This window comes from Nitrosomonas sp., assembly GCF_043753625.1.
Taxonomy (GTDB): domain Bacteria; phylum Pseudomonadota; class Gammaproteobacteria; order Burkholderiales; family Nitrosomonadaceae; genus Nitrosomonas.
Map to the genome: position 1 here is coordinate 23,901 of NZ_JAYUWI010000009.1, position 18,968 is coordinate 42,868.

Genomic DNA, 18,968 nt, shown 5'->3' on the forward strand with positions numbered 1-18,968 from the left:
CTATTTCGGATACTCTGCCATGCTCTTAACCCATAGCCCCAATCAAAACCACCTCCTCGCCGCGCTTCCTACAACCGACTTCGAGCGCATAGCGGCGCACCTGGAATTGGTCGAAATGCCGCTCGGAGAGTACCTTTATGAACCTGACGAACAATTACGGCACGCTTATTTCCCCACCACCGCCATTGTCTCGTTGCACTATGTAACGGAGTCTGGCGCATCCGCAGAAACCGCAGGGGTCGGCAATGAAGGTGTCGTCGGTATTGCACTCTTTATGGGTGGCGATACCACACCCAGTTCAGCCATGGTGCAAACTGCCGGTCACGCTTACCGCCTCGAAAGCAGCTTCCTCAAAGAGGAATTCAACCGGGCCGGATTGATGCAAGGCTTGTTATTGCGCTACACCCAGGCACTCATGACACAAATGAGCCTGGGAGCGGCCTGTAATCGGCATCACTCGATAGAGCAACGGCTGTGCCGTTGGCTATTGTTGACACTCGATCGCGCACCCGCTCAAGAACTCGTCATCACACAGGAGCAAATCGCCATTATGCTTGGCGTACGCCGCGAAGGCATTACCGAGGCAGCCGGAAATTTGCAGCGCGCGGGCAATATTCACTACCGCCGCGGCCACATTACAGTACTCGATCGTTCCGGACTAGAGGCCTCCGTTTGCGAGTGCTACGGTGTAGTCAAGAAAGAATTTGGTCGCCTACTGTGCGATGTGCAATACCGCGAAGGACTGTAAATCAATATAAAAACTTATTACTTTCAGCCCTGTTAAACAAATTGTTTATTTGGGGAAGCTTGAATAACACGACTGATATGCTCCCTCACGCCGGGATATCCTACAGTACTCAATCTGGCTCCAAATGACGCGCTGCGGCAGAATGGACGTCATCAATCTGGACGATAGCAAAGCGCATGTTGAACTGGTCATTGAAAGTTAGCAACCGCGGATACAATGGTGAAGAACTCAGAATGACCGCCGAGCAGCGCTATGATTTCTCCGGAATTCGCTCACGGTTCGCCAAGCAAATCAGAATTCACTACGATCCATCCACGCTCAATCAGGTTTCCAATCTCAAGACAGCGTTGGCGCCCTTTTCCAACCAAACTCAGAAACCCTATTTATCCGGTAATCATAGTCATCCGGCCTGTCCGATCACAGTTATCTATCACAATGAACTTGCCAGCGGCGAGCTTGAATTAGGAAATGATTAGCGGGTTAATCTGCACGACGACCTGCTGCAATCGTTAAATGCACAATTCAAAATAGAGAATGTTGAGATCATTGATTGAACATCCCTATTCGAAATCAATAACGTCACATCTTATAACGCTATTGCTTCGATTCTATTGGCCCGTATTCCTTGATTGCCCGGTTGGCGGATCCACACTGACTTCAGGTTCTGTTACCGGCGTGGCTAAGAATTTGACCGGTAGTTCACTAAAGGTTGATACCGTTGTAAACACTTCCCTATAGCCCGGTGTTGCGAGAGAATCGGAATAAAAGGTGTTGACATAGTTGCCTGATGCGGTAGAAAAACCGAATCCATGCACGGTAATCTGACCTTGCGGATCAATACGGATCAAATTATCCAGCGTATGGGGCTCGTTACCTGGAATCACGCTACCGGTTGGATGCAATTTTTTAATGGGGTCACCGTTGCGGTGACCGGCGATGTGGGTAATTTGATAAAAACCCAGAGAATCCACGTTCTCAGACGTCGTAAACGTTCCGCTGGCAACAATGCTGCCTCCCCTATAGGTCCAGTTCCATATCTTCTCGGCTTCGGCATTTTGCGCGAATAGCGTACCGGCAACGAACAGTGCGACATAAGTGCCTTTGGAGAGAATTAAGCATAACAACTCTTGCATTTGATGTTTCCTAAGATGCAGTCTTTTATATTAACAACCAGGTTAGCAGACACATACAGCGCGATCACGAACGAAACTTAAGAAAATTCTGATTAAGTTGATTACATTCATGGTTCGACAAGCTCACCACGAACGTAATCAATATATTACCGTTCGTCCTGAGCCTGTCGAAGGACTTAGTCAGAGCTTCCTTAAGTTTAATCAATCTTTGATCACCTCACGATAGATTCTTTCCATCACCGCGTTGTTGTAATCCTGAACCACGATCTGCGCGGCAAACAAAGCCTTGAGCTCAACTAGGCTGATCGCGATCAGTAATCCGATTCCAATAGCCACCTGCCCAGCAAACAAAAAAACCATCCCAGCCACAAAGATGAATAAATTAATCGAACCACGAACCCATTGACCCAGATAAAAATGATGAAGCCCGGCGACAAACAGAGCGTTTAACGCCGCGTAGGTATCCGGATCTTTCAGATCTTTTTCTGCTTGCTGGAAAAACAGTAATCTTTTTTCATCGGGCAATTCGCGCACCAGATTTCGGATTTGCTCTTCTGCTTCCTGAACTGCCTCTTTCGTTTTCATTATTTTTGCATACCCGCTTTGAAAATCAGCGGGCCAGCGTAATAATGACCGCTTCCCTTTTCCAGAACAGCATAAACCGCTTCTGTTCGACAAACTGGAATACCAGCGTCCAGCCATCCGCCGCCTCTTTATTCAATGTCGTTTCCAGCCGCTTGATCGGGATCCCCGATGCGCCCAGAAAAATCGTTCCGATTCCGCCTTCTGTCACATGTAACACTTTGTATTCCTTATAAGCCATCTTTTAATCTCCTGCGGTTTAATCAGAATGAAATCCATTCAAAAAGTGAGCTCGCCGAACCATGCGTATCATTAACTGGCACAGCATTCCAGAAATTTCTCAAAACTATACCGCTCCCATTCCTTGAGCTGCGAAAACCCGCCTTCGATACGCGACCATCGCCATTAACAATACACACATTGCCGCGATGACGGCTGGAAATAATAAGGTTGTCACCGAATAATTCTCAAACGCCATCATGACGAGCAGATTACGCACCGTGAACAGGCCAAAAAACAGCAACGATTCTGAATATGGGAAATGATAGGCTTTCCTAATCGTAGGTCCGAATCCGATTGCATCGACAGTAGTCAGCAAAACGACCGCCCATAACGGATCTGACGTAAAGTACCACAGCGGCAAAGAAGACAGCGCCGCGACAAAAAACAGCCAATCGGTTTTCGTAATGGTCACATCGGCACGTTTCAAGTAAGCCAGAAATGCAATAAATATCGTAATGCTACCTGAAACGCCGATCGGCCACGCGCCCACACCGCCTTTGTCCTCCAACTGCGCCAGAAAAGCCAGAAAGGTGGTCGCACCCCAAATGACCCAGGAAAAGACATGCGGTCTGATGGCTCCATTAAAGATTGCGCGGATATACGGAATAAACGCCATCAATGTCAGTACGATGGCGAGAAAACTTAAGATTTCTTTGTAAAACATAACTCCTTTGTTCTTCTTCGCTGACGGAAACCCTGAATAACTGTCATTTCGAGCATAGCGAGAAATCTATCTTGCTGATTACCAAAGATTCCTCACTATATTTGGAGTGACAAATACGGATTATTCAACTCGCAATCTACATTCATTAGTAGAGCGTAATAGGCGATAGCCGTATTACGCCACATGTAACTCATACGGTGCAATACGCGGAAGACCGCTATTGTGCACCCTACAGCCCTCAGCGGCGTGGCTGCAGCGAAATGTTAGGTTGCATCGTCCGGTCGGTGGCTGGTCGAAGTACATGCCTCCAGCAACTCTTTGCTCTCGCCTACGATAAGTCGGTCGGAAAGCTGCATCATTTTCCAATTGAAATTGTTGACGACCTTTGCGTTCCATACAACTCCGTGAGTAATCGAGATCTGCACATCGTCCGCGGGCGGTTCCGGCAACACCGCTAACCGTGAAATATCTGGGTATGTTCGAATCTCGGGGTGGCGCATCAGTAGTGCATGACACGAGCTAAGAGGAAAGAACACAATGGTTCCCGCAAGGGCGAGACCCGGCTCCGCTGGTGGCGGGGTCATTGCGTTATAGAAGGATACAGGACTATCCGTGGTAACGAATGCTGCGCCCTTCACAGCCTCAACAACTTCCCATTCCATTCGAGCAAACCAAGGAAAGAGCTTCCCATTGACTATCCGCATGTACTCAAAGCGAGCAGAATCCTTGATCTCTAACAGTACTTCTCCAGCACGGATGGTGGCCACAACATCAGGCGGAGCCAGTCGCAGAAGAGTTTGTCGCATTAGATCCTTTGCCGCTTCAGCTTGTCTTGGGACTCTAATACGTTGCAACTCAATGTAATTCAGTAGCGTTGCATCTTCTCCTGTAAGTCTAGCGGGGGAGTGAGTCAAACGATCAATGGAATCCTTTGCGGCGGATTCCAACCATTCGCCCAACGATTTTTCAAAAATATTTGGATCGATCCCGGGTGGCGCCCACTCTTGGCGATAGTAGGAATTGATCTTCATAACTTCCTTTGGCCGCTGTCTTCTAAATGAGCGAGACAAACGATCGAAAACGTGCAGAAATCCTTCGGTGTCACTGAATCTTGCTAAGTACGACCGAGGCACGAAGTGGTGCATCTTTGGATTGCTGGCACTCTGTGTCATGTGCAGCCTAACAAGAATTAGACCTTCGAAATGACGCAATATATTACGTCATAGGCCCGATCTATCCACGTCATCCTCATGATATCTCTTTATTTTTCAGGCCAATGGTTGATTTACATATCATCATAACATACCGATTTAGATCCATTTATGACATAACCTGATACGACTCGCTATGCCCCCCATGCATCCCGGCAGATATCTCTCAATAATTTGTCTCAAATCCAGAGTCTCCTACTCCCAAATCACCATCTTAAATCGCTCTTTAACGATCCCAAAGTAATTACACTTCCAATCGCTCTGCGCAAAAAAATCCAGGTGATGCCATTGGTCTTTTTGTTTCAGGATTCGGGTTGCGGCATCGTCCCAATCGGTGGCCGCAAATTTTACCTCTAGCTGGCGCTTACGTTCCGCCACTTCCTCAAAATCAAAACCATCATATTCCCAGTGTAGTACTTCAAAGACATTGCCTGCGCGATCCGCATAGTCCATGCTGAAATCCAGTCCCCACTTGGGGCGCATTTTGATGATTTTGTAGACCAAAGGATTTGTTTGCGCCCAGCGTTCAAGCTGTTCAAGCGCTTCTTCGGCATACCCTTTACGTTCGAATAACAAACTGTGGTTAAGCACCGCGCCTTCCACCCTGTCCGGTTGTGTGAACCAAGGCGCCTTTAAAGCATGCCGATGTTCTCGATGCGCGTGAAAAGGCATTAAGTTAGCCACTGCAAAACATTGCTCCAAATCCGTTAAGTCGTAGCCGTTTTGATCAAAAAGCGCCAGATCGCAGGCCAAAGGCGGACACAACCGGTCAAGCGGTTGATCCCAACATCCGATGGGGTTGAGTTGATTGTCTGTTAGATCTAAGTAACTCATTGTGGTATAGGAAAGATTATCCTTTATAAAAACCAAATCGACTGGACGGCCTATTTACTATAACGCTCACTCATGAGCGATCAGCCGTTAAAAAGATAGACAAGGATATCTATAAAACAGCATTCCCGGATATGACAATTCGCACAATTGAATGGCCGATACTATAATTGATGCGATCATATATGATCATTTGTCAAAATCTGAGTATCCAATAACCTAATACTGTGTGCAATATCAGTTTCTCCGAGGAACGGCAGAGTCCCCAGCAACGGGCAATCCAACCGCTGCTCCAATGCCGCAATATTTTGCTCCAAAGCCAGCATCTGCGGATCCACACAATTCGCCACCCAGCCTGCCAATGTCAATCCGGCAGCCTGTATTGCCTGAGCCGTTAGCAATGCATGATTCAGACAACCCAGGCACATGCCAACCACCAATATCACCGGCAGATTCAACATTTTCGCCAGATCCGCGCCATTCTGCCTGTCATTGATCGGCACCAGAAACCCGCCCGCACCTTCGACGATGACAAGATCCGCTTTTGCACTGAGTTGCTGATAAGCGTGATGAATCACCGACAGATCAATTTCCGTTCCCGATTGTTGTGCGGCAAGGTGCGGGGAAATGGGCGGATCGAATGCGTAGGGGTTAATTTGCTGGCGGGTAACGTTCACGTTGCTGGCGGTGAGCAATTGTTCCACATCCAGCCACTGACCATTTTCGCTACCGGCTACAATCGGCTTCATACCGGCAACTTTCTTGCCTTGCGCGGCAAACGCATAGAGTAATGCGCAACTCACAGTGGTTTTGCCGATGCCGGTGTCGGTACCGGTAACAAAGAAACCTGTAGCCATAGAAAGCTGATTACCCCATTAAACCCAGTTGCCTGCGCGTTTCCGGCGTCAACACAGATTGGCGCGATTGCGGTTTCCAGGCGTGGCCATACACCACTTCATACGTGGCGGGCAATTTGCCGTCGCGGCGTAATTTTTCATATTCCGTGATGGCTTTCTGCCACTTGTTTTTCCCCATCATCCCCTGATTCCGGCCTTGTGTCACGTTATGCGCACCGATGGCTTTTAAATCGCGCATCACACTCGTGACATCCGGATAAGTCAGGGTGATATATTCCATGTCCATTACTGGCGTGGAAAAACCATTGTGCACCAGCAGATCACCAATATCATGCATATCAATAAAGCGGTTAACGTGACTGAACGCATCCACTTGCGCAAAAGACTGGCGCAATTCCTTCAGGGTATCCGGGCCAAAGGTGCTGAACATCACCAGACCATCGGTACGCAAAATGCGATGCATCTCGGCAAATGTGTGTTCCAGATCATTACACCATTGCAGCGCGAGATTCGACCATATCATACCGACACTTTCATTTTTAATCGGAATTTGCTCAATATCGGCGCACACATAATAGGCATGTTGTTGCAGTAACGGCAGCAAGCGCTGCCACCAGGCCGTGTTCGGCCGGGCGTGCAACAGCATTGTCCTGGCAATATCCATGGCAATCAGTTGACTGGCGGGATAGCGTTTGGCCAGTTGCTGACTGCCATAGCCCGTACCACTGCCGGCATCGAGAATCACATCCGGTTGGTATTTGATGTATTCCAGGCGCGACAGCATGCGGTTGCTGATTTCACGTTGCAGCACAGCCGCTTGGTCGTAGCTGTTCGCTGCGCGTTCAAACGCAATACGCAATTGTTTTTTATCAAGCGTGTGTTCGGAATTCATTGAGACAAGTCACAAATTGATCGGGGTAAGATAAAAACGGTGCGTGCCCGCAATGCGGAAACATCACCCGTTGCGATTGTACTAATTGCTGATGCATCCAGTCGGCAGCGGCGGGATGCGTAATCACGTCATTTTCACCATGCAATAATAAAACCGGTTGTTTGATAGCCCCCATGCGGTCGCGTAAGTCACTATCCTGCAAAATTCTGAGTCCCTTTTGCAATGCATCCGGATCGGGTTCGGCGCGCTGAAAAAAGTGCTTGCGCAATTGCAGCAGAATCTTGCTTGCATCCCGGTCGCCGCTCATTTGCAGCGTCAGGAAGCGGTTAATAGTGGTCGCATAATTCAGTTTCAGATTTTCCAAAAACAGTTGCAACAATTTGTGCTCCATGCCCCATTCCCAATCGTCGCGTTTGGCGAAACAGGGCGTAGTCGAAATCAGAATCAGTTGCTGCACACGGCCCGGTTCACGCAGCGCCAATTCCATCGCAATCTGTCCACCCAATGACCAACCGCCGATCATGCAATGCTCGGGCAGAATTTCAGTGATGACCTCAACGAGGTGATTCAGTGTTCCCGGATCACACGCGGGACTCAATCCATGTCCGGGCAAATCCACCAAATGCAAACGGAATTGTTGCGCCAATTGATCGCGAACGCCGTTCCAGATACCACTGTGCATGGCCCAGCCGTGCAATAAAACGAGATCAGGACCGTTTCCTATCGATTCGACATGCAGATACGTCATGAATCGAGTGTCAATTCATTCAATGCCTGTGTCAAGCGCAGAATATCATGTGACTGATGCGCAGCGGACAACGAAATACGTAATCGCGCTTTACCTCGTGGCACCGTCGGCGGGCGAATCGCCGGAACCAAAATTCCGCGTTCACGTAATGCCTGACTGACCCGTACTGCCTCATGGCTTTCACCAATCAACAAGGGTTGAATCGGCGTGCTGGAAGGCAGTAATTTCCAGGACGAAAACAGTAAGTCTTTTTTCAATTGTGCAATATTTTGCAGCAAAGCGTCACGCCGCCATTCGTCTAGTTCAATCAGTTTCAGACTCGTTAATAGTGCGTGCGAGAGCAATGGCGGCGAAGCTGTCGTGTAAATATAACTGCGCGCAGACTGGATCAAAGTTTCGATCACATCTGCTTGTGCGGCAACAAATGCACCAAATACACCGGCGGCTTTACCCAGCGTTGCCATATACACGATGTTCGGTGAATGAATTCTGTCGCTATCCGGCAGGAACAAACTGCCTCGCCCCTGCTGCCCTAATACACCGAAACCATGGGCATCGTCCAACAGTAACAGCGCATGATATTTCTCACACAGTGCAATCAGCTGCTTGATCGGTGCGATATCGCCTTCCATACTGAACACGGCATCAGAAATAACCAGCTTGCGCCGGGCATTGGAATCCGCCAAGCGTTGTTCCAAAGCAGCAAGATCCCGATGCGGAAATCGAATAAATTTAGCCCGTGACAGTAAAGCCGCATCGTTCAGCGAAGCGTGGTTCAGTTTATCTGCAAAAATAGCATCTTCACGTCCAACTAAAGCTGTGACCACGCCGATATTTGCCATATACCCGGTAGAAAATAGTAGTGCTCTTGGAAAACCGGCAAACTGCGCCAGAGATTCTTCCAGAATATGATGCGCGGCAGAATGGCCATGGATGAGATGCGATGCGCCGGCTCCCACACCGTAGCACTGCGCACCTTCGCAAGCCGACTGAATCAAGTCCGGATGATTGGCCAACCCCAGATAATCATTACTGCTAAATGCCAGATAGTCATGGCCATCAATGGTGATATGGCTTGCTTGCGGGCTTTCCACGACTTGCCGGAAACGCTGCAGCCCTTGCTGCTCGCGGGCACGCAGTTGTTCAGCCAAATCTGGAAACATGCGTTAAAGCGCGTGTAGCCCCAGTTTGTCCAATAACGCCCGGTCACGATCTGTTTCCGGATTTCCCGTCGTCAACAATTTGTCGCCATAAAAAATCGAATTGGCGCCAGCCAGAAAACACAACGCTTGGACGGCTTCTGACATGTCCTGCCTGCCAGCAGACAATCGCACCATAGCTTTCGGCATGGTAATCCGCGCTGCTGCAATCGTACGCACAAACTCCAGCGGATCCAGCGCCGCAGTGCCATACAGTGGCGTACCCTGAACTTGGACCAGATGATTGATCGGAACGGATTCCGGATATGGATTTAAATTGGCCAATTGCGCGATCAGTCCGGCACGCGACAGACGCGTTTCTCCCATGCCGACAATACCGCCGCAACACACATTGATTCCGGCATCACGCACTTGCTGCAGCGTGTTCAAGCGATCCTCATACTGTCGCGTGGTGATGATTTCTTCATAAAATTCCGGCGCTGTATCGAGATTGTGATTGTAATAATCCAAACCGGCATCACCGAGTTGTTGCGCCTGTCCGGGTTTTAACAATCCCAATGTCGCACAAGTTTCCATCCCTAGCGATTTAACCGCGCGCACCATTTCGGTCATTTTATCCATATCCCGTTGTTTCGGTCCGCGCCACGCCGCACCCATGCAAAACCGCGATGCGCCGTTAGCTTTCGCTGCAGCCGCTGCCGACACGACTTCATCCAATGACAACATGTCTTGATTATCAACACCAGTATGATACCGCGCCGCTTGCGGGCAGTAACCGCAGTCTTCCGGGCAACCACCTGTTTTGACCGAAATCAATGTGGATAACTGCACACCGTTGGCATCGTGATGCTGGCGATGAATACATTGTGCGCGGTAAATCAGCTCGTTAAATGGCGTATCCAGTAACAACTGAACTTCAGCCACATTCCAATAGACTGAATCATCTGATTTCCCGGTTATACTGCTTGAATCATTTTGTATTTCGCTGATTGTGAGAGAATCTAAATTCATACCGATTTACCTGTCTTTTTGTTTAAGTGGCGCATCATTCGCGCCAGTTGCCGATAAATTTGGATGATCAAGGATTCAATGGACATTGTCAATTTTTCCACACCCCATTTTTAAACAATGGATTAATTATCGTGCAGATCTTGAACCAGAAGAATTGTGTGTTGTGTGCTATCCCTGCAAAACAGGATTTATGCGAGCCTTGTTATAATCACTTACCGCAGCTGCCGCTTAACCATTGTCCTATTTGCCTGTGGCCGGTACCAACAGCGGAAATCTGTGGCGCTTGTTTGATAAAACCGCCCGCATTCACACGCACCATTGCAGCACTTCGCTATACCTTTCCTGTCGATGCAATGATTCATGCGTTAAAATATCAAACTGATCTCGCTATCGCACCGATTCTCGCCAACTTCTTCATTACACGATTTAAGGCAACAGAGAAGAGAATACCGGATGTCATCATACCGATGCCGCTACATCCGATCCGGTTGCGTGAGCGCGGATTCAATCAGGCTATGGAAATCAGTCGATATATCTCGAAACATATGAGGATTGTTTTATTACCCGATAGTTGTCAGCGTATTAAACATACACCGCCACAAACCGGATTAGCTTGGAAGGATCGCCAGAAAAATATCCGTAAGGCTTTTAGTTGTAGTATAAATTTGTCGGGCAAACATGTCGCACTGATCGATGACGTGATGACAACTGGTGCTACATTAAATGAATTGGCTAAAATTTTACGTAAGCAAGGTGCTGCTGAAATCAGTAACTGGGTTATCGCCAGAACTTTACCAGAGATAAATCAGATCGGCTCCCATAGGCTGTGACAATTCCTTAATCAACACTATCCGCATGTTTAACATCATACTTCACCAACCGGAAATCCCGCCCAATACGGGCAATATCATCCGCCTCTGCGCCAACACCGGCATGCAATTGCATCTGGTTAAACCTTTAGGTTTTCCACTACAAGACAAGCAGTTATTACGTGCCGGGCTGGATTACCATGAATTTGCACAAATAAAAGTGCATGAGAATTGGGCAGATTGCTGTCAGAGTTTGCCAGGATATCGCATGTTTGCGATCACTACGAAGGGAAAACAGCGTTATGACAAAGTGACATACAAAGCCGGAGATGCTTTTGTGTTTGGCGCAGAAAGTTGCGGATTGCCTATCCACATCATGGAATCTTTCCCGAGACCACACCTTATTCGAGTACCGATGATCGCGACCAGCCGCAGTTTGAACTTATCCAATGCCGTTGCCATTGTTGCTTATGAGGCATGGCGCCAAGCTGAATTCCCATCGGGACAATAGAAGATCGTTACTGTAGATTAAGATTCTCGCTTAAGATACGCGGCGTCACAAAAATCAACAATTCGCGTTTATTATCCACTTTAACCGTATTACGAAAAATACTGCCCAGCACAGGAATATCACCCAAAAGCGGCACTTTATTAACCACTTGATTCTCAGTTCTATCAAAAATACCACCAATCACCACGGTTCCGCCATTTTCTACCAGAACTTTGGTCGTTACTTGTTTGGTATTAATCGGTGGCGGTAGAAATTGATTGATAGGTGTGCCAATCTTATCTTGATTAACATTTAATTCCATATCGATCTGACCATTGTAGGTAATCAATGGCTTAACCTTTAGCCTGAGTGTCGCATCCATAAAACGTATGCTTGTAGCACCGCTACTGGTCGCTTGTTGAAAGGGTACTCGATCACCTTGTTCAATAGTGGCCTCTATTCCATGTGCGGTCACCACACGAGGGCTGGCAATCACTCTTCCTTTGTTATCCGTTTCTAATGCAGATAATTCGAGGTTGATTAACCGGCCATTATTAAACTTCATCAAACTGAGCCCCAGTGCAGCTGGTCCGCCTAGTAATCCAGTCGCAGCCGCGGCTGGCAAATTGACATTTAGATTGTTAGCGCCTGCCGTACCACCGCCGCCAGCTAAAGCACTTGAACCAGTCAGATTACCTGAAACTCCCAGTCCCTGACCACCCAGACCAGTTGAATTTTGTATACCAAAACGCGCGCCCAAGCTACGACTAAATGTATCAATCGCTTCTACAATACGCGCCTCAATCATAACCTGCCTTTCAAAAACATCTAACCGCTGTATCCGCTTTTTAATCTCACTTAATCTAACGGGAATATCTGTAACCGTTACGGTATTGCTTATCTCATCCAAATTGATCGTACCGCGCTTGCTCAGCATCCCTTCAAACGATAAAGAATTAACCCTGCGATGATTCAATTGAAAAATTTCTGAACGCACAGGCTCCATTTCAGTTACCTGCAATTGCGCTTCTAAGTCCAGTAACTCTCTGTCGGCCATTTCTTTACGCGGCGCCACAAAAATAACATTGCCTGTTTTCCGCTTATCCAAACCATGTGCCTGCAGCACAATATCAAGCGCCTGATCCCAAGGAACATCTTTTAATCGTAAGGTGAGATTTCCTGCAACGGAATCGCTGGCGATGATATTAAAATTGGTGAAATCAGCAATCACTTGTAGTACTGCTCGCACTTCCACGTCCTGGAAATTAAGCGAAAGTCTATCGCCCGTATATCCACCGTCGACACGTTTCTTTCTCGCCAGTTCTTCCTCATCTTCAGTCAGGGCCCTTACTTCCAGGATAAACCGTTTACCCGTCTGACGTGCAGAATGCTCCCAGCGGCCTTTGGATTTCACCACCATCCGTACATTATCACCCTTCTTGGAAGTTTCAATGGTATGCACTGGCGTGGCGAAATCTACCACATCGAATCGTCTTCTCAAGCTATCAGGCAATAACGTGTCCACAAATTCGACAAAAATATCATCGCCCTGCTGCTGTACATCAACAGCTGTACCCGCTTTTGTCATATCAACTTCTACGCGGCCTTCACCATTCGCACCACGCCGAAAATCAATATCCTGCAGACTACTCAATTTTTTATTGGGCGTCTCTTCAGCAAAACGAACAACTGTGTTGACTGCTTGATTCTCAACCACACTAACCAAATTGATTAACAGTAAATTCTCTTGCGCCCGGATATCGTGCCGCATTAATTTCGATAAATTCAACACCAGTCGGGTTCTATCCTCGACCTGCACGATATTGATACTGCGTAAATCTCCATCTGCAGCTTCTTGAATGTTCTTACCCAGACCATTAGAAACCTGATAGAAGTCAAAATAAATACGATAGGGATTATCCATTGCAACACCCGTTGGAAGAGTGCCTAATGGGTGATCTAAAGTTAATTTGGCGATTACTTGGCCATTCCGGAAGGTAGAAATATCAATAGAGCGGATACTGTTCTGTGCTGTTACTGCAGTTACAGTTGGTTCAGCAAAAACTGCTGTTGCAAAACAAACTGACAGTGCTGCTATAACCACGATTAGGCTATATTTTCTCATTATTAGTAGCTTCATAGCTTTAGTCCTAATTTTTCAGCATAAGCGCACTAGTCCGTTCAGTCCATTCATTCACACCATCCTGCACAATTTCCGACAATTTTACTTCTGCATCTGAAATATGGTTAATTTTCCCAAAGTTCTGACCTAAGTGATTGCCAATTTTCACTCGATGCAATGTACCATCCGGAGATTTAATTAAAGCAAATATTATATCGTGTTGTTGCAGCGAACCAACCATTGATAAACTTTCCAGCGGATAAGATTCCAATACTTCCTTATACCGGTTTAAATCAGGCTGAATACCATTCGTAATAGGTTGTACTTGATCATTTTTACGCGGAACAAATGGACTGGATATATCAAAGGCCTCATAAGTAAAGTACTGTTGTGGTCTAACTTCCGGCAATGGATCAATCTGTCCATGCAAGCCGTCCCCGGAACTATGAATGAATGCTTTCAAGTCAGCATAGTCATTCTGTGTACAAGCAGTCATCATGGCTAGAGTAATCACAAACAATGCTAGCAGGAATATATCTCTTATCATAATTCATTTGCCTCCGGCCTGCTTTGTTATTTCTTCTTCATCCAGATAGCGGAATGTTTTTGCAACAGCATCCAATACTAATTTTCCATCAGTTCCAGGTGTTATGCTGATGTCATTTAATGTCACGATACGTGATAACTGTGCAACATCGCTGGTAAAAGCCCCAATATCATGATAACCGCCTATCACACGGATAGAAACGGGAAGTTCGGCATAAAATGCGTGTATCGTTTCCTTCGCCGCTGGTTTAAATAACTCAAATTGTAATCCACGGCCTAAGCCAGCCTGATTGATATCGACTAATAATGCTTCCATTTCTGACTTATCTGGCAGCTGTTTCAACAAGGCACTGAGAGATTGTTCAATATCCTTTAATTGCAAGCGCATAGCAGACAAATTAACAGCATTTCTTTTTTTAGCCAGGTAAGTATTTTTAAGAGTTTCTTCTTGCGCTTGAATATTCTCCAGTGTTTCAATTTGCTCCTGCCAAACCAGGAGATGACCTGCAACGATAATAGCAACAAATAAAATTGCCAAAGCAGTACACTTAAATGCTACTGGCCAGTTTCCTACCTGGTGGATATCGAGCTGACGCAATTCAAGAAGTAGATTATTCATCGCAAGCGCAGTCTCAAGATTTCGCAGCAGTACCAGGGATTGAATTTTGCACAGCGTCCATAGTTACCCGCTTGAGCTTTATTTTCATGTTAAATTCATTTTGGCGCACATTATTAACTGTCATCGCCTTAATTTCTATCAATAAGGGTGATTCAAGCCACTGAGATGATTCAAGTTTACGCATCAACACTGAAACCCAAGCATTGGATTGCGCATACCCAACTAAAGTAATGTTGTGGCCTTCTTGTTTGACACTCTGTAAATACACACCATCCGGAAGTAACCTGACCAACTGATCCAGCAAATGAACGACTTCAGCTCGGCTGTTCTGTAATGTCTCAACAACTTGCTTGCGCGCTAGCAATTCCTGAGTTTGCGTCTTTATTTCTCTGATTTCTGTAATCTCTTTATCCAGAATAGCAATCTGGTCAGTTAAGTATTGATTGCGGCCATTCTGGTAATCTATTTTCCCAGCGCTAATTGTATGAATGCTCATAACAACAGCGATCGCTAGCAAACCAACCAGATTTGCCAGAACTGCAATCTGCTGCTGTCTCGCTTTACGCTTAAGTTCGCGATGAGGTAATAGATTAATTCGAATCATGATGGATCAAAACTACGCAGCGCCAAACCACAGGCAATCAGCAGAGAAGGTGCATCCAGATTAAGTTGCCTTGGAATGATACGACTTGACAACTCCATGGTTGAGAAAGGATTCACAACGAGTGTGCTTACTTGCATACGTGCTGCGATGATTGCATCTAACCCGGGAATAGCTGCGGATCCCCCCGCAATAAAAATATAATTAACTTCGGTATATTGCGTTGATGTGCAAAAAAACTGAATCGCACGCATTACTTCAATAGCCAACGTTTCGCAGAATGGCTGCAAAACATCCGCCTGATAGTTTTCAGGTAGCCCGCCATTTCTTTTAGCAGTCTCTGAATCTTCCAGCGAGAGATTAAATTGATTATGAATCTCCTGAGTCAGTTGATTACCACCAAATGGCTGATCTCGCGTATATAATGACTCACCGTTAATAAGTACATTAATTTTCATGATTGTCGCGCCAATATCAACCAGTGCCATTATCTGATCTTTTCCACCTCCAGGTAATTGACTCAGCGTTAATTCGAATGCAGCCTGCGCCGCATAGGGCTCAACATCCATAATGACTGTTTTAAGACCTGCTGCAAGCGCAACAGCCACACGGTCTTCCACCTTTTCTTTACGCGATGCAGCGATCAGCACTTCAACTTCTGCTGGGTTATCAGGCACTGGCCTGGTTACTTGAAAATCCAAATCAACTTCATCTAAAGGAAAAGGAATATATTGACTGGCTTCATTCTCGACTTGAAAAACCAGGTCATCCTCGCGTTGCCCATCAGGAACCACAATCTTTTTGGTAATAACATCTGTCGCAGGTAGTGCAAGTACCACATTCTTTTGGCGTGTTCCCATGCGTTTCCATCCACGCCGTAGGCATTCACTGACTGCTTCCATGTTTCCGATTGCACCATCCAACATCGCATCCGCTGGCATAGATTCAATTGCATAACGCTCAATCCGATAGGTTTGACTTTCTTTATCAACCAATGATAATTCGACCATTTTTACAGATGAAGAACTAATGTCCACACCTATTAATGGCGGTGACTTCATCTTAAAGAAGTCTAAATTGATAGCAAAATTTTCCTTGAACATTGTCTTATTAGAAGCGATACTCGCAAATTATTAATTACCCTACATAATGCTGAATATATGTAAACTACTCTTTATCTGCATTAATTCAATATAGTTACTCAGAAAAATAAATAACTGGCATTGATTCTGACAGAATCCAAGAAATCTTATTCAATGAAAAACAATAGATATACCCCCTATAACTGTGCACTTTAACGATAGCAGTACTTAATAAATAAATCCAAATTCATGTTAGCACGTTGGCTGTATTACTTTTTTGTCACATTTTCTGCATTAGGTTTGATTGGCGTATTGTTGGCTGGGTTTGCTGCACTGGTCATACATTCCAATTTACCATCATTAGATACACTGACAGATTATCGCCCTAAAATACCGTTACGCATTTATAGCGATGAGGGTCTATTAATAGGGGAATTTGGTGCGGAGCGTAGAAATATTGTCAATATTTCTGAAGTACCGGAACATCTTAAACAGGCAATCCTTGCTGCAGAAGATGATCGCTTTTATGAACATGGTGGTGTTGATTACATGGGTGTATTACGTGCTGCTTATTCAAATTTTTCTGCGGGCAGTGTACGCCAGGGCGCCAGTACCATAACGATGCAGGTGGCTCGGAATTTTTTCCTGACCAGAGAAAAAACATTGACGAGAAAATTCAGCGAAGCGCTTTTGGCTTTCAAGATTGAGAGCAATCTCAGCAAAGACAACATCCTAGAACTTTACGTCAACCAAATTTACCTCGGCCAGCGCAGTTATGGTTTTGCAGCGGCAGCACAAACATATTTTGGTAAATCACTGCAAGAAATTAATATTGTTGAAGCAGCCATGTTAGCAGGATTACCCAAAGCCCCTTCAAGCTATAACCCTATCAGTAATCCTAAGCGCGCTAAAAGCAGACAACTTTATGTACTGGGCCGATTACATAAACTTAACTACATCTCAAGTGAAGAATTAGGTGAATTAGAAAAACAATCTATTTCGGTTAAGAAGCAATCGACTGCCTTAGCAATGCCTGCTGATTATGTTGCTGAAATGGTTCGCCAGGTGATATATGATCGATACCAAGAAGAAACTTATAGCAAAGGTATCAAAGTCTATACAACTATCCGTCAGTTAGATCAGAAAGCTGCTTATCAGGCGCTACGTAAAAATATCATTGAATATGATAAGCGTCGTGGTTATCGTGGCCCGGAAGCGCATATTAATTTACTAAAACATGGCAGTAATCAGGAAAAAACGCTTGATGATGCATTGGAAGAAATCAATGAAAGTGATGATATTTATGCAGCCATCGTATTAAGTGTTAAACCCAATACAGTGCAAGCTTATCGTAAGGGTGGAGAAATCATTGAAATTACCGGTGAAGGGCTCAAGTTTGCACAGAAATTTCTGGCTGATAAAAAAGAGGCTGGGAAGAAATACATTACTCCGGGTACATTAATTCGTATACAAAAAGACCAAAAGAACAGTTGGCATATCGCCCAGCTTCCCGAAATAGAAGCTGCACTTGTTTCCCTTGATCCCAATGATGGCGCTATCCGTGCTTTAATCGGTGGATTTGATTTTCATAAAAATCAATTTAATCATGTCACTCAAGCTTGGCGGCAACCTGGTTCCAGTTTTAAACCTTTTATTTATTCCGCGGCTTTGGAAAAAGGTTTCACGCCAGCCACAATCATTAATGATGCACCGCTATCATTCAGTGCTGCTCAAACGGGTAGTCAATTATGGGAACCGAAGAATTTTGATGGGAAATTTGAAGGACCTATGCGCTTGCGAACAGCACTAGTAAAATCAAAAAATCTTGTGTCTATCCGCATATTACAGGCTATCGGCATACGTTATGCGCAAGATTACATTACCCGATTTGGTTTTGATGCAAACCGTCACCCACCCTATTTGCCCATGGCATTAGGGTCTGGTTCGGTTACACCAATGCAAATGGCCGCTGGGTATGCGATTTTTGCAAATGGTGGTTTCCGTGTTGCCCCCTACTTTATAAAGCGAATAGAAGATGAAAAAGGTAACACGATCGAACAATTCCAGCCCGTAACAGCTTTAAATGGCGCCAAACGCGTCATTGATCCCCGTAATGCCTACATCATGACAAGCATGATGCAAGATGTCATCAATCACGGCACAGCCATTAAAGCTAAACAACTAGGACGTAGTGATTTGGCAGGAAAAACCGGAACCACCAGTAATTTTATTGATGCCTGGTTTTGTGGTTTCCAAAAAGACTTGGTCACAATCGCCTGGATAGGATACGACGAACCTCGATCACTTGGAAATAATGAAACAGGAGGGCGTGTCGCATTGCCTATTTGGATGGATTATATGGGCCCAATCCTAAAAGGTATTCCCATGGCAGAATACAAACCTCCCAATGGTGTTCTTGCAACCAGAATTAATTCAACGACAGGATTCAGAGAACCAACCGGAGATGTTACAGAATATTTCTTTAATGAACAGCTACCACCGGTCGCTGACAATTCTGCTGATGATGCACCCAAAGTAACAAGAGATTTAAAAGACCAATTATTCTAGTATCAATCCTAC

22 protein-coding genes are annotated in these 18,968 nt (G+C 45.8%); 6 read left to right on the forward strand and 16 right to left on the reverse strand.

The annotated features are described in order from the left end of the window. Positions 1 to 19: 19 nt before the first annotated feature. Positions 20 to 748 carry a Crp/Fnr family transcriptional regulator gene (locus ACH10T_RS00635; protein ID WP_394807415.1) on the forward strand — a complete coding sequence of 243 codons (729 nt, stop codon included), beginning with the start codon at positions 20 to 22 and terminating at the stop codon, positions 746 to 748. 176 nt (positions 749 to 924) lie between these two features. Beyond that, the gene (locus tag ACH10T_RS00640; protein WP_394807416.1) at positions 925 to 1,224 is read left to right on the forward strand and encodes a hypothetical protein; all 300 of its coding nucleotides are present in this window, start codon (positions 925 to 927) and stop codon (positions 1,222 to 1,224) included. 132 nt (positions 1,225 to 1,356) lie between these two features. Here ACH10T_RS00640 and ACH10T_RS00645 read toward each other — a convergent pair whose 3' ends face one another. The 11 genes from ACH10T_RS00645 to bioB all read right to left on the reverse strand — a co-directional run bounded on the left by ACH10T_RS00645 (position 1,357) and on the right by bioB (position 10,119). Then, positions 1,357 to 1,881: a hypothetical protein gene (locus ACH10T_RS00645; RefSeq protein WP_394807417.1), complete on the reverse strand. Its 525-nt coding sequence runs from the start codon at positions 1,879 to 1,881 to the stop codon at positions 1,357 to 1,359. Positions 1,882 to 2,082: 201 nt separating this feature from the next. Continuing rightward, positions 2,083 to 2,466, reverse strand: a complete 384-nt coding sequence (locus tag ACH10T_RS00650; RefSeq protein ID WP_394807418.1) for a TM2 domain-containing protein — start codon at positions 2,464 to 2,466, stop codon at positions 2,083 to 2,085. A 25-nt stretch (positions 2,467 to 2,491) separates the two neighbouring features. After that, a complete protein-coding gene (locus ACH10T_RS00655) occupies positions 2,492 to 2,704 on the reverse strand; it encodes a DUF4177 domain-containing protein (RefSeq protein ID WP_292994962.1) in 213 nt (70 codons plus the stop codon). Positions 2,705 to 2,809: 105 nt separating this feature from the next. After that, entirely contained in the window at positions 2,810 to 3,409 is a 600-nt protein-coding gene (locus ACH10T_RS00660) for a hypothetical protein (RefSeq protein ID WP_394807419.1), read from the reverse strand. 263 nt (positions 3,410 to 3,672) lie between these two features. Then, entirely contained in the window at positions 3,673 to 4,542 is an 870-nt protein-coding gene (locus tag ACH10T_RS00665; protein ID WP_394807420.1) for a DUF4238 domain-containing protein, read from the reverse strand. Between the two features lie 273 nt (positions 4,543 to 4,815). Beyond that, the gene (locus ACH10T_RS00670) at positions 4,816 to 5,454 is read right to left on the reverse strand and encodes a hypothetical protein (RefSeq protein WP_394807421.1); all 639 of its coding nucleotides are present in this window, start codon (positions 5,452 to 5,454) and stop codon (positions 4,816 to 4,818) included. 176 nt (positions 5,455 to 5,630) lie between these two features. Next, a complete protein-coding gene (bioD, locus tag ACH10T_RS00675) occupies positions 5,631 to 6,308 on the reverse strand; it encodes a dethiobiotin synthase (RefSeq protein ID WP_394807422.1) in 678 nt (225 codons plus the stop codon). Positions 6,309 to 6,318: 10 nt separating this feature from the next. Then, complete coding sequence (bioC, locus tag ACH10T_RS00680; protein ID WP_394807423.1) at positions 6,319 to 7,200, reverse strand: malonyl-ACP O-methyltransferase BioC; 882 nt, start codon at positions 7,198 to 7,200, stop codon at positions 6,319 to 6,321. Further along, entirely contained in the window at positions 7,178 to 7,948 is a 771-nt protein-coding gene (gene bioH / locus ACH10T_RS00685; RefSeq protein ID WP_394807424.1) for a pimeloyl-ACP methyl ester esterase BioH, read from the reverse strand. Before bioH ends, bioC begins: the two co-directional genes overlap by 23 nt. Further along, positions 7,945 to 9,111, reverse strand: coding sequence for an 8-amino-7-oxononanoate synthase (gene bioF, locus ACH10T_RS00690; RefSeq protein WP_394807425.1), 1,167 nt, complete (start codon positions 9,109 to 9,111; stop codon positions 7,945 to 7,947). The genes bioH and bioF overlap by 4 nt, the downstream gene beginning before the upstream one ends. 3 nt (positions 9,112 to 9,114) lie before the next feature. Beyond that, the gene (bioB, locus tag ACH10T_RS00695) at positions 9,115 to 10,119 is read right to left on the reverse strand and encodes a biotin synthase BioB (RefSeq protein ID WP_394807426.1); all 1,005 of its coding nucleotides are present in this window, start codon (positions 10,117 to 10,119) and stop codon (positions 9,115 to 9,117) included. A gap of 131 nt (positions 10,120 to 10,250) precedes the next feature. Between bioB and ACH10T_RS00700 the strand changes: the two genes are divergently transcribed. Together ACH10T_RS00700 and ACH10T_RS00705 are read left to right on the forward strand one after the other, a co-directional pair. Next, positions 10,251 to 10,949 (forward strand): ComF family protein, encoded by a 699-nt coding sequence (locus ACH10T_RS00700; protein ID WP_394807427.1) that lies wholly within the window; start codon positions 10,251 to 10,253, stop codon positions 10,947 to 10,949. Between the two features lie 25 nt (positions 10,950 to 10,974). Then, positions 10,975 to 11,439 carry a tRNA (cytidine(34)-2'-O)-methyltransferase gene (locus ACH10T_RS00705; RefSeq protein ID WP_394807428.1) on the forward strand — a complete coding sequence of 155 codons (465 nt, stop codon included), beginning with the start codon at positions 10,975 to 10,977 and terminating at the stop codon, positions 11,437 to 11,439. Positions 11,440 to 11,446: 7 nt separating this feature from the next. Here ACH10T_RS00705 and pilQ read toward each other — a convergent pair whose 3' ends face one another. Genes pilQ through ACH10T_RS00730 form a run of 5 tightly spaced genes read right to left on the reverse strand, consistent with a single transcriptional unit; the run spans position 11,447 to position 16,367 of the window. Continuing rightward, positions 11,447 to 13,558, reverse strand: coding sequence for a type IV pilus secretin PilQ (gene pilQ, locus ACH10T_RS00710; RefSeq protein ID WP_394807429.1), 2,112 nt, complete (start codon positions 13,556 to 13,558; stop codon positions 11,447 to 11,449). 10 nt (positions 13,559 to 13,568) lie between these two features. Further along, on the reverse strand, positions 13,569 to 14,087 hold the full coding sequence (locus tag ACH10T_RS00715) for a pilus assembly protein PilP (protein WP_394807430.1): 519 nt from the start codon (positions 14,085 to 14,087) through the stop codon (positions 13,569 to 13,571). A gap of 3 nt (positions 14,088 to 14,090) precedes the next feature. Further along, entirely contained in the window at positions 14,091 to 14,705 is a 615-nt protein-coding gene (locus ACH10T_RS00720) for a type 4a pilus biogenesis protein PilO (RefSeq protein ID WP_394807431.1), read from the reverse strand. 13 nt (positions 14,706 to 14,718) lie between these two features. Continuing rightward, positions 14,719 to 15,309 carry a PilN domain-containing protein gene (locus tag ACH10T_RS00725; RefSeq protein WP_394807432.1) on the reverse strand — a complete coding sequence of 197 codons (591 nt, stop codon included), beginning with the start codon at positions 15,307 to 15,309 and terminating at the stop codon, positions 14,719 to 14,721. Then, positions 15,306 to 16,367: a pilus assembly protein PilM gene (locus ACH10T_RS00730; protein WP_394807433.1), complete on the reverse strand. Its 1,062-nt coding sequence runs from the start codon at positions 16,365 to 16,367 to the stop codon at positions 15,306 to 15,308. The genes ACH10T_RS00725 and ACH10T_RS00730 overlap by 4 nt, the downstream gene beginning before the upstream one ends. Between ACH10T_RS00730 and ACH10T_RS00735 the strand changes: the two genes are divergently transcribed. Further along, entirely contained in the window at positions 16,336 to 16,443 is a 108-nt protein-coding gene (locus ACH10T_RS00735) for a winged-helix domain-containing protein (RefSeq protein WP_394807434.1), read from the forward strand. The genes ACH10T_RS00730 and ACH10T_RS00735 overlap by 32 nt on opposite strands. A gap of 194 nt (positions 16,444 to 16,637) precedes the next feature. Then, positions 16,638 to 18,956: a penicillin-binding protein 1A gene (locus ACH10T_RS00740; protein ID WP_394807435.1), complete on the forward strand. Its 2,319-nt coding sequence runs from the start codon at positions 16,638 to 16,640 to the stop codon at positions 18,954 to 18,956. Positions 18,957 to 18,968: the final 12 nt, after the last annotated feature.

Coding starts and splice junctions, on each gene's coding strand:
- ACH10T_RS00635 (WP_394807415.1), top strand. CDS start 20: ATGCTCTTAACCCATAGCCCCAATCAAAACCACCTCCTCGCCGCGCTT.
- ACH10T_RS00640 (WP_394807416.1), top strand. CDS start 925: ATGTTGAACTGGTCATTGAAAGTTAGCAACCGCGGATACAATGGTGAA.
- ACH10T_RS00645 (WP_394807417.1), bottom strand. CDS start 1,881: ATGCAAGAGTTGTTATGCTTAATTCTCTCCAAAGGCACTTATGTCGCA.
- ACH10T_RS00650 (WP_394807418.1), bottom strand. CDS start 2,466: ATGAAAACGAAAGAGGCAGTTCAGGAAGCAGAAGAGCAAATCCGAAAT.
- ACH10T_RS00655 (WP_292994962.1), bottom strand. CDS start 2,704: ATGGCTTATAAGGAATACAAAGTGTTACATGTGACAGAAGGCGGAATC.
- ACH10T_RS00660 (WP_394807419.1), bottom strand. CDS start 3,409: ATGTTTTACAAAGAAATCTTAAGTTTTCTCGCCATCGTACTGACATTG.
- ACH10T_RS00670 (WP_394807421.1), bottom strand. CDS start 5,454: ATGAGTTACTTAGATCTAACAGACAATCAACTCAACCCCATCGGATGT.
- bioD (WP_394807422.1), bottom strand. CDS start 6,308: ATGGCTACAGGTTTCTTTGTTACCGGTACCGACACCGGCATCGGCAAA.
- bioC (WP_394807423.1), bottom strand. CDS start 7,200: ATGAATTCCGAACACACGCTTGATAAAAAACAATTGCGTATTGCGTTT.
- bioH (WP_394807424.1), bottom strand. CDS start 7,948: ATGACGTATCTGCATGTCGAATCGATAGGAAACGGTCCTGATCTCGTT.
- bioF (WP_394807425.1), bottom strand. CDS start 9,111: ATGTTTCCAGATTTGGCTGAACAACTGCGTGCCCGCGAGCAGCAAGGG.
- bioB (WP_394807426.1), bottom strand. CDS start 10,119: ATGAATTTAGATTCTCTCACAATCAGCGAAATACAAAATGATTCAAGC.
- ACH10T_RS00705 (WP_394807428.1), top strand. CDS start 10,975: ATGTTTAACATCATACTTCACCAACCGGAAATCCCGCCCAATACGGGC.
- pilQ (WP_394807429.1), bottom strand. CDS start 13,558: ATGAAGCTACTAATAATGAGAAAATATAGCCTAATCGTGGTTATAGCA.
- ACH10T_RS00715 (WP_394807430.1), bottom strand. CDS start 14,087: ATGATAAGAGATATATTCCTGCTAGCATTGTTTGTGATTACTCTAGCC.
- ACH10T_RS00720 (WP_394807431.1), bottom strand. CDS start 14,705: ATGAATAATCTACTTCTTGAATTGCGTCAGCTCGATATCCACCAGGTA.
- ACH10T_RS00725 (WP_394807432.1), bottom strand. CDS start 15,309: ATGATTCGAATTAATCTATTACCTCATCGCGAACTTAAGCGTAAAGCG.
- ACH10T_RS00735 (WP_394807434.1), top strand. CDS start 16,336: ATGTCCACACCTATTAATGGCGGTGACTTCATCTTAAAGAAGTCTAAA.
- ACH10T_RS00730 (WP_394807433.1), bottom strand. CDS start 16,367: ATGAAGTCACCGCCATTAATAGGTGTGGACATTAGTTCTTCATCTGTA.
- ACH10T_RS00740 (WP_394807435.1), top strand. CDS start 16,638: ATGTTAGCACGTTGGCTGTATTACTTTTTTGTCACATTTTCTGCATTA.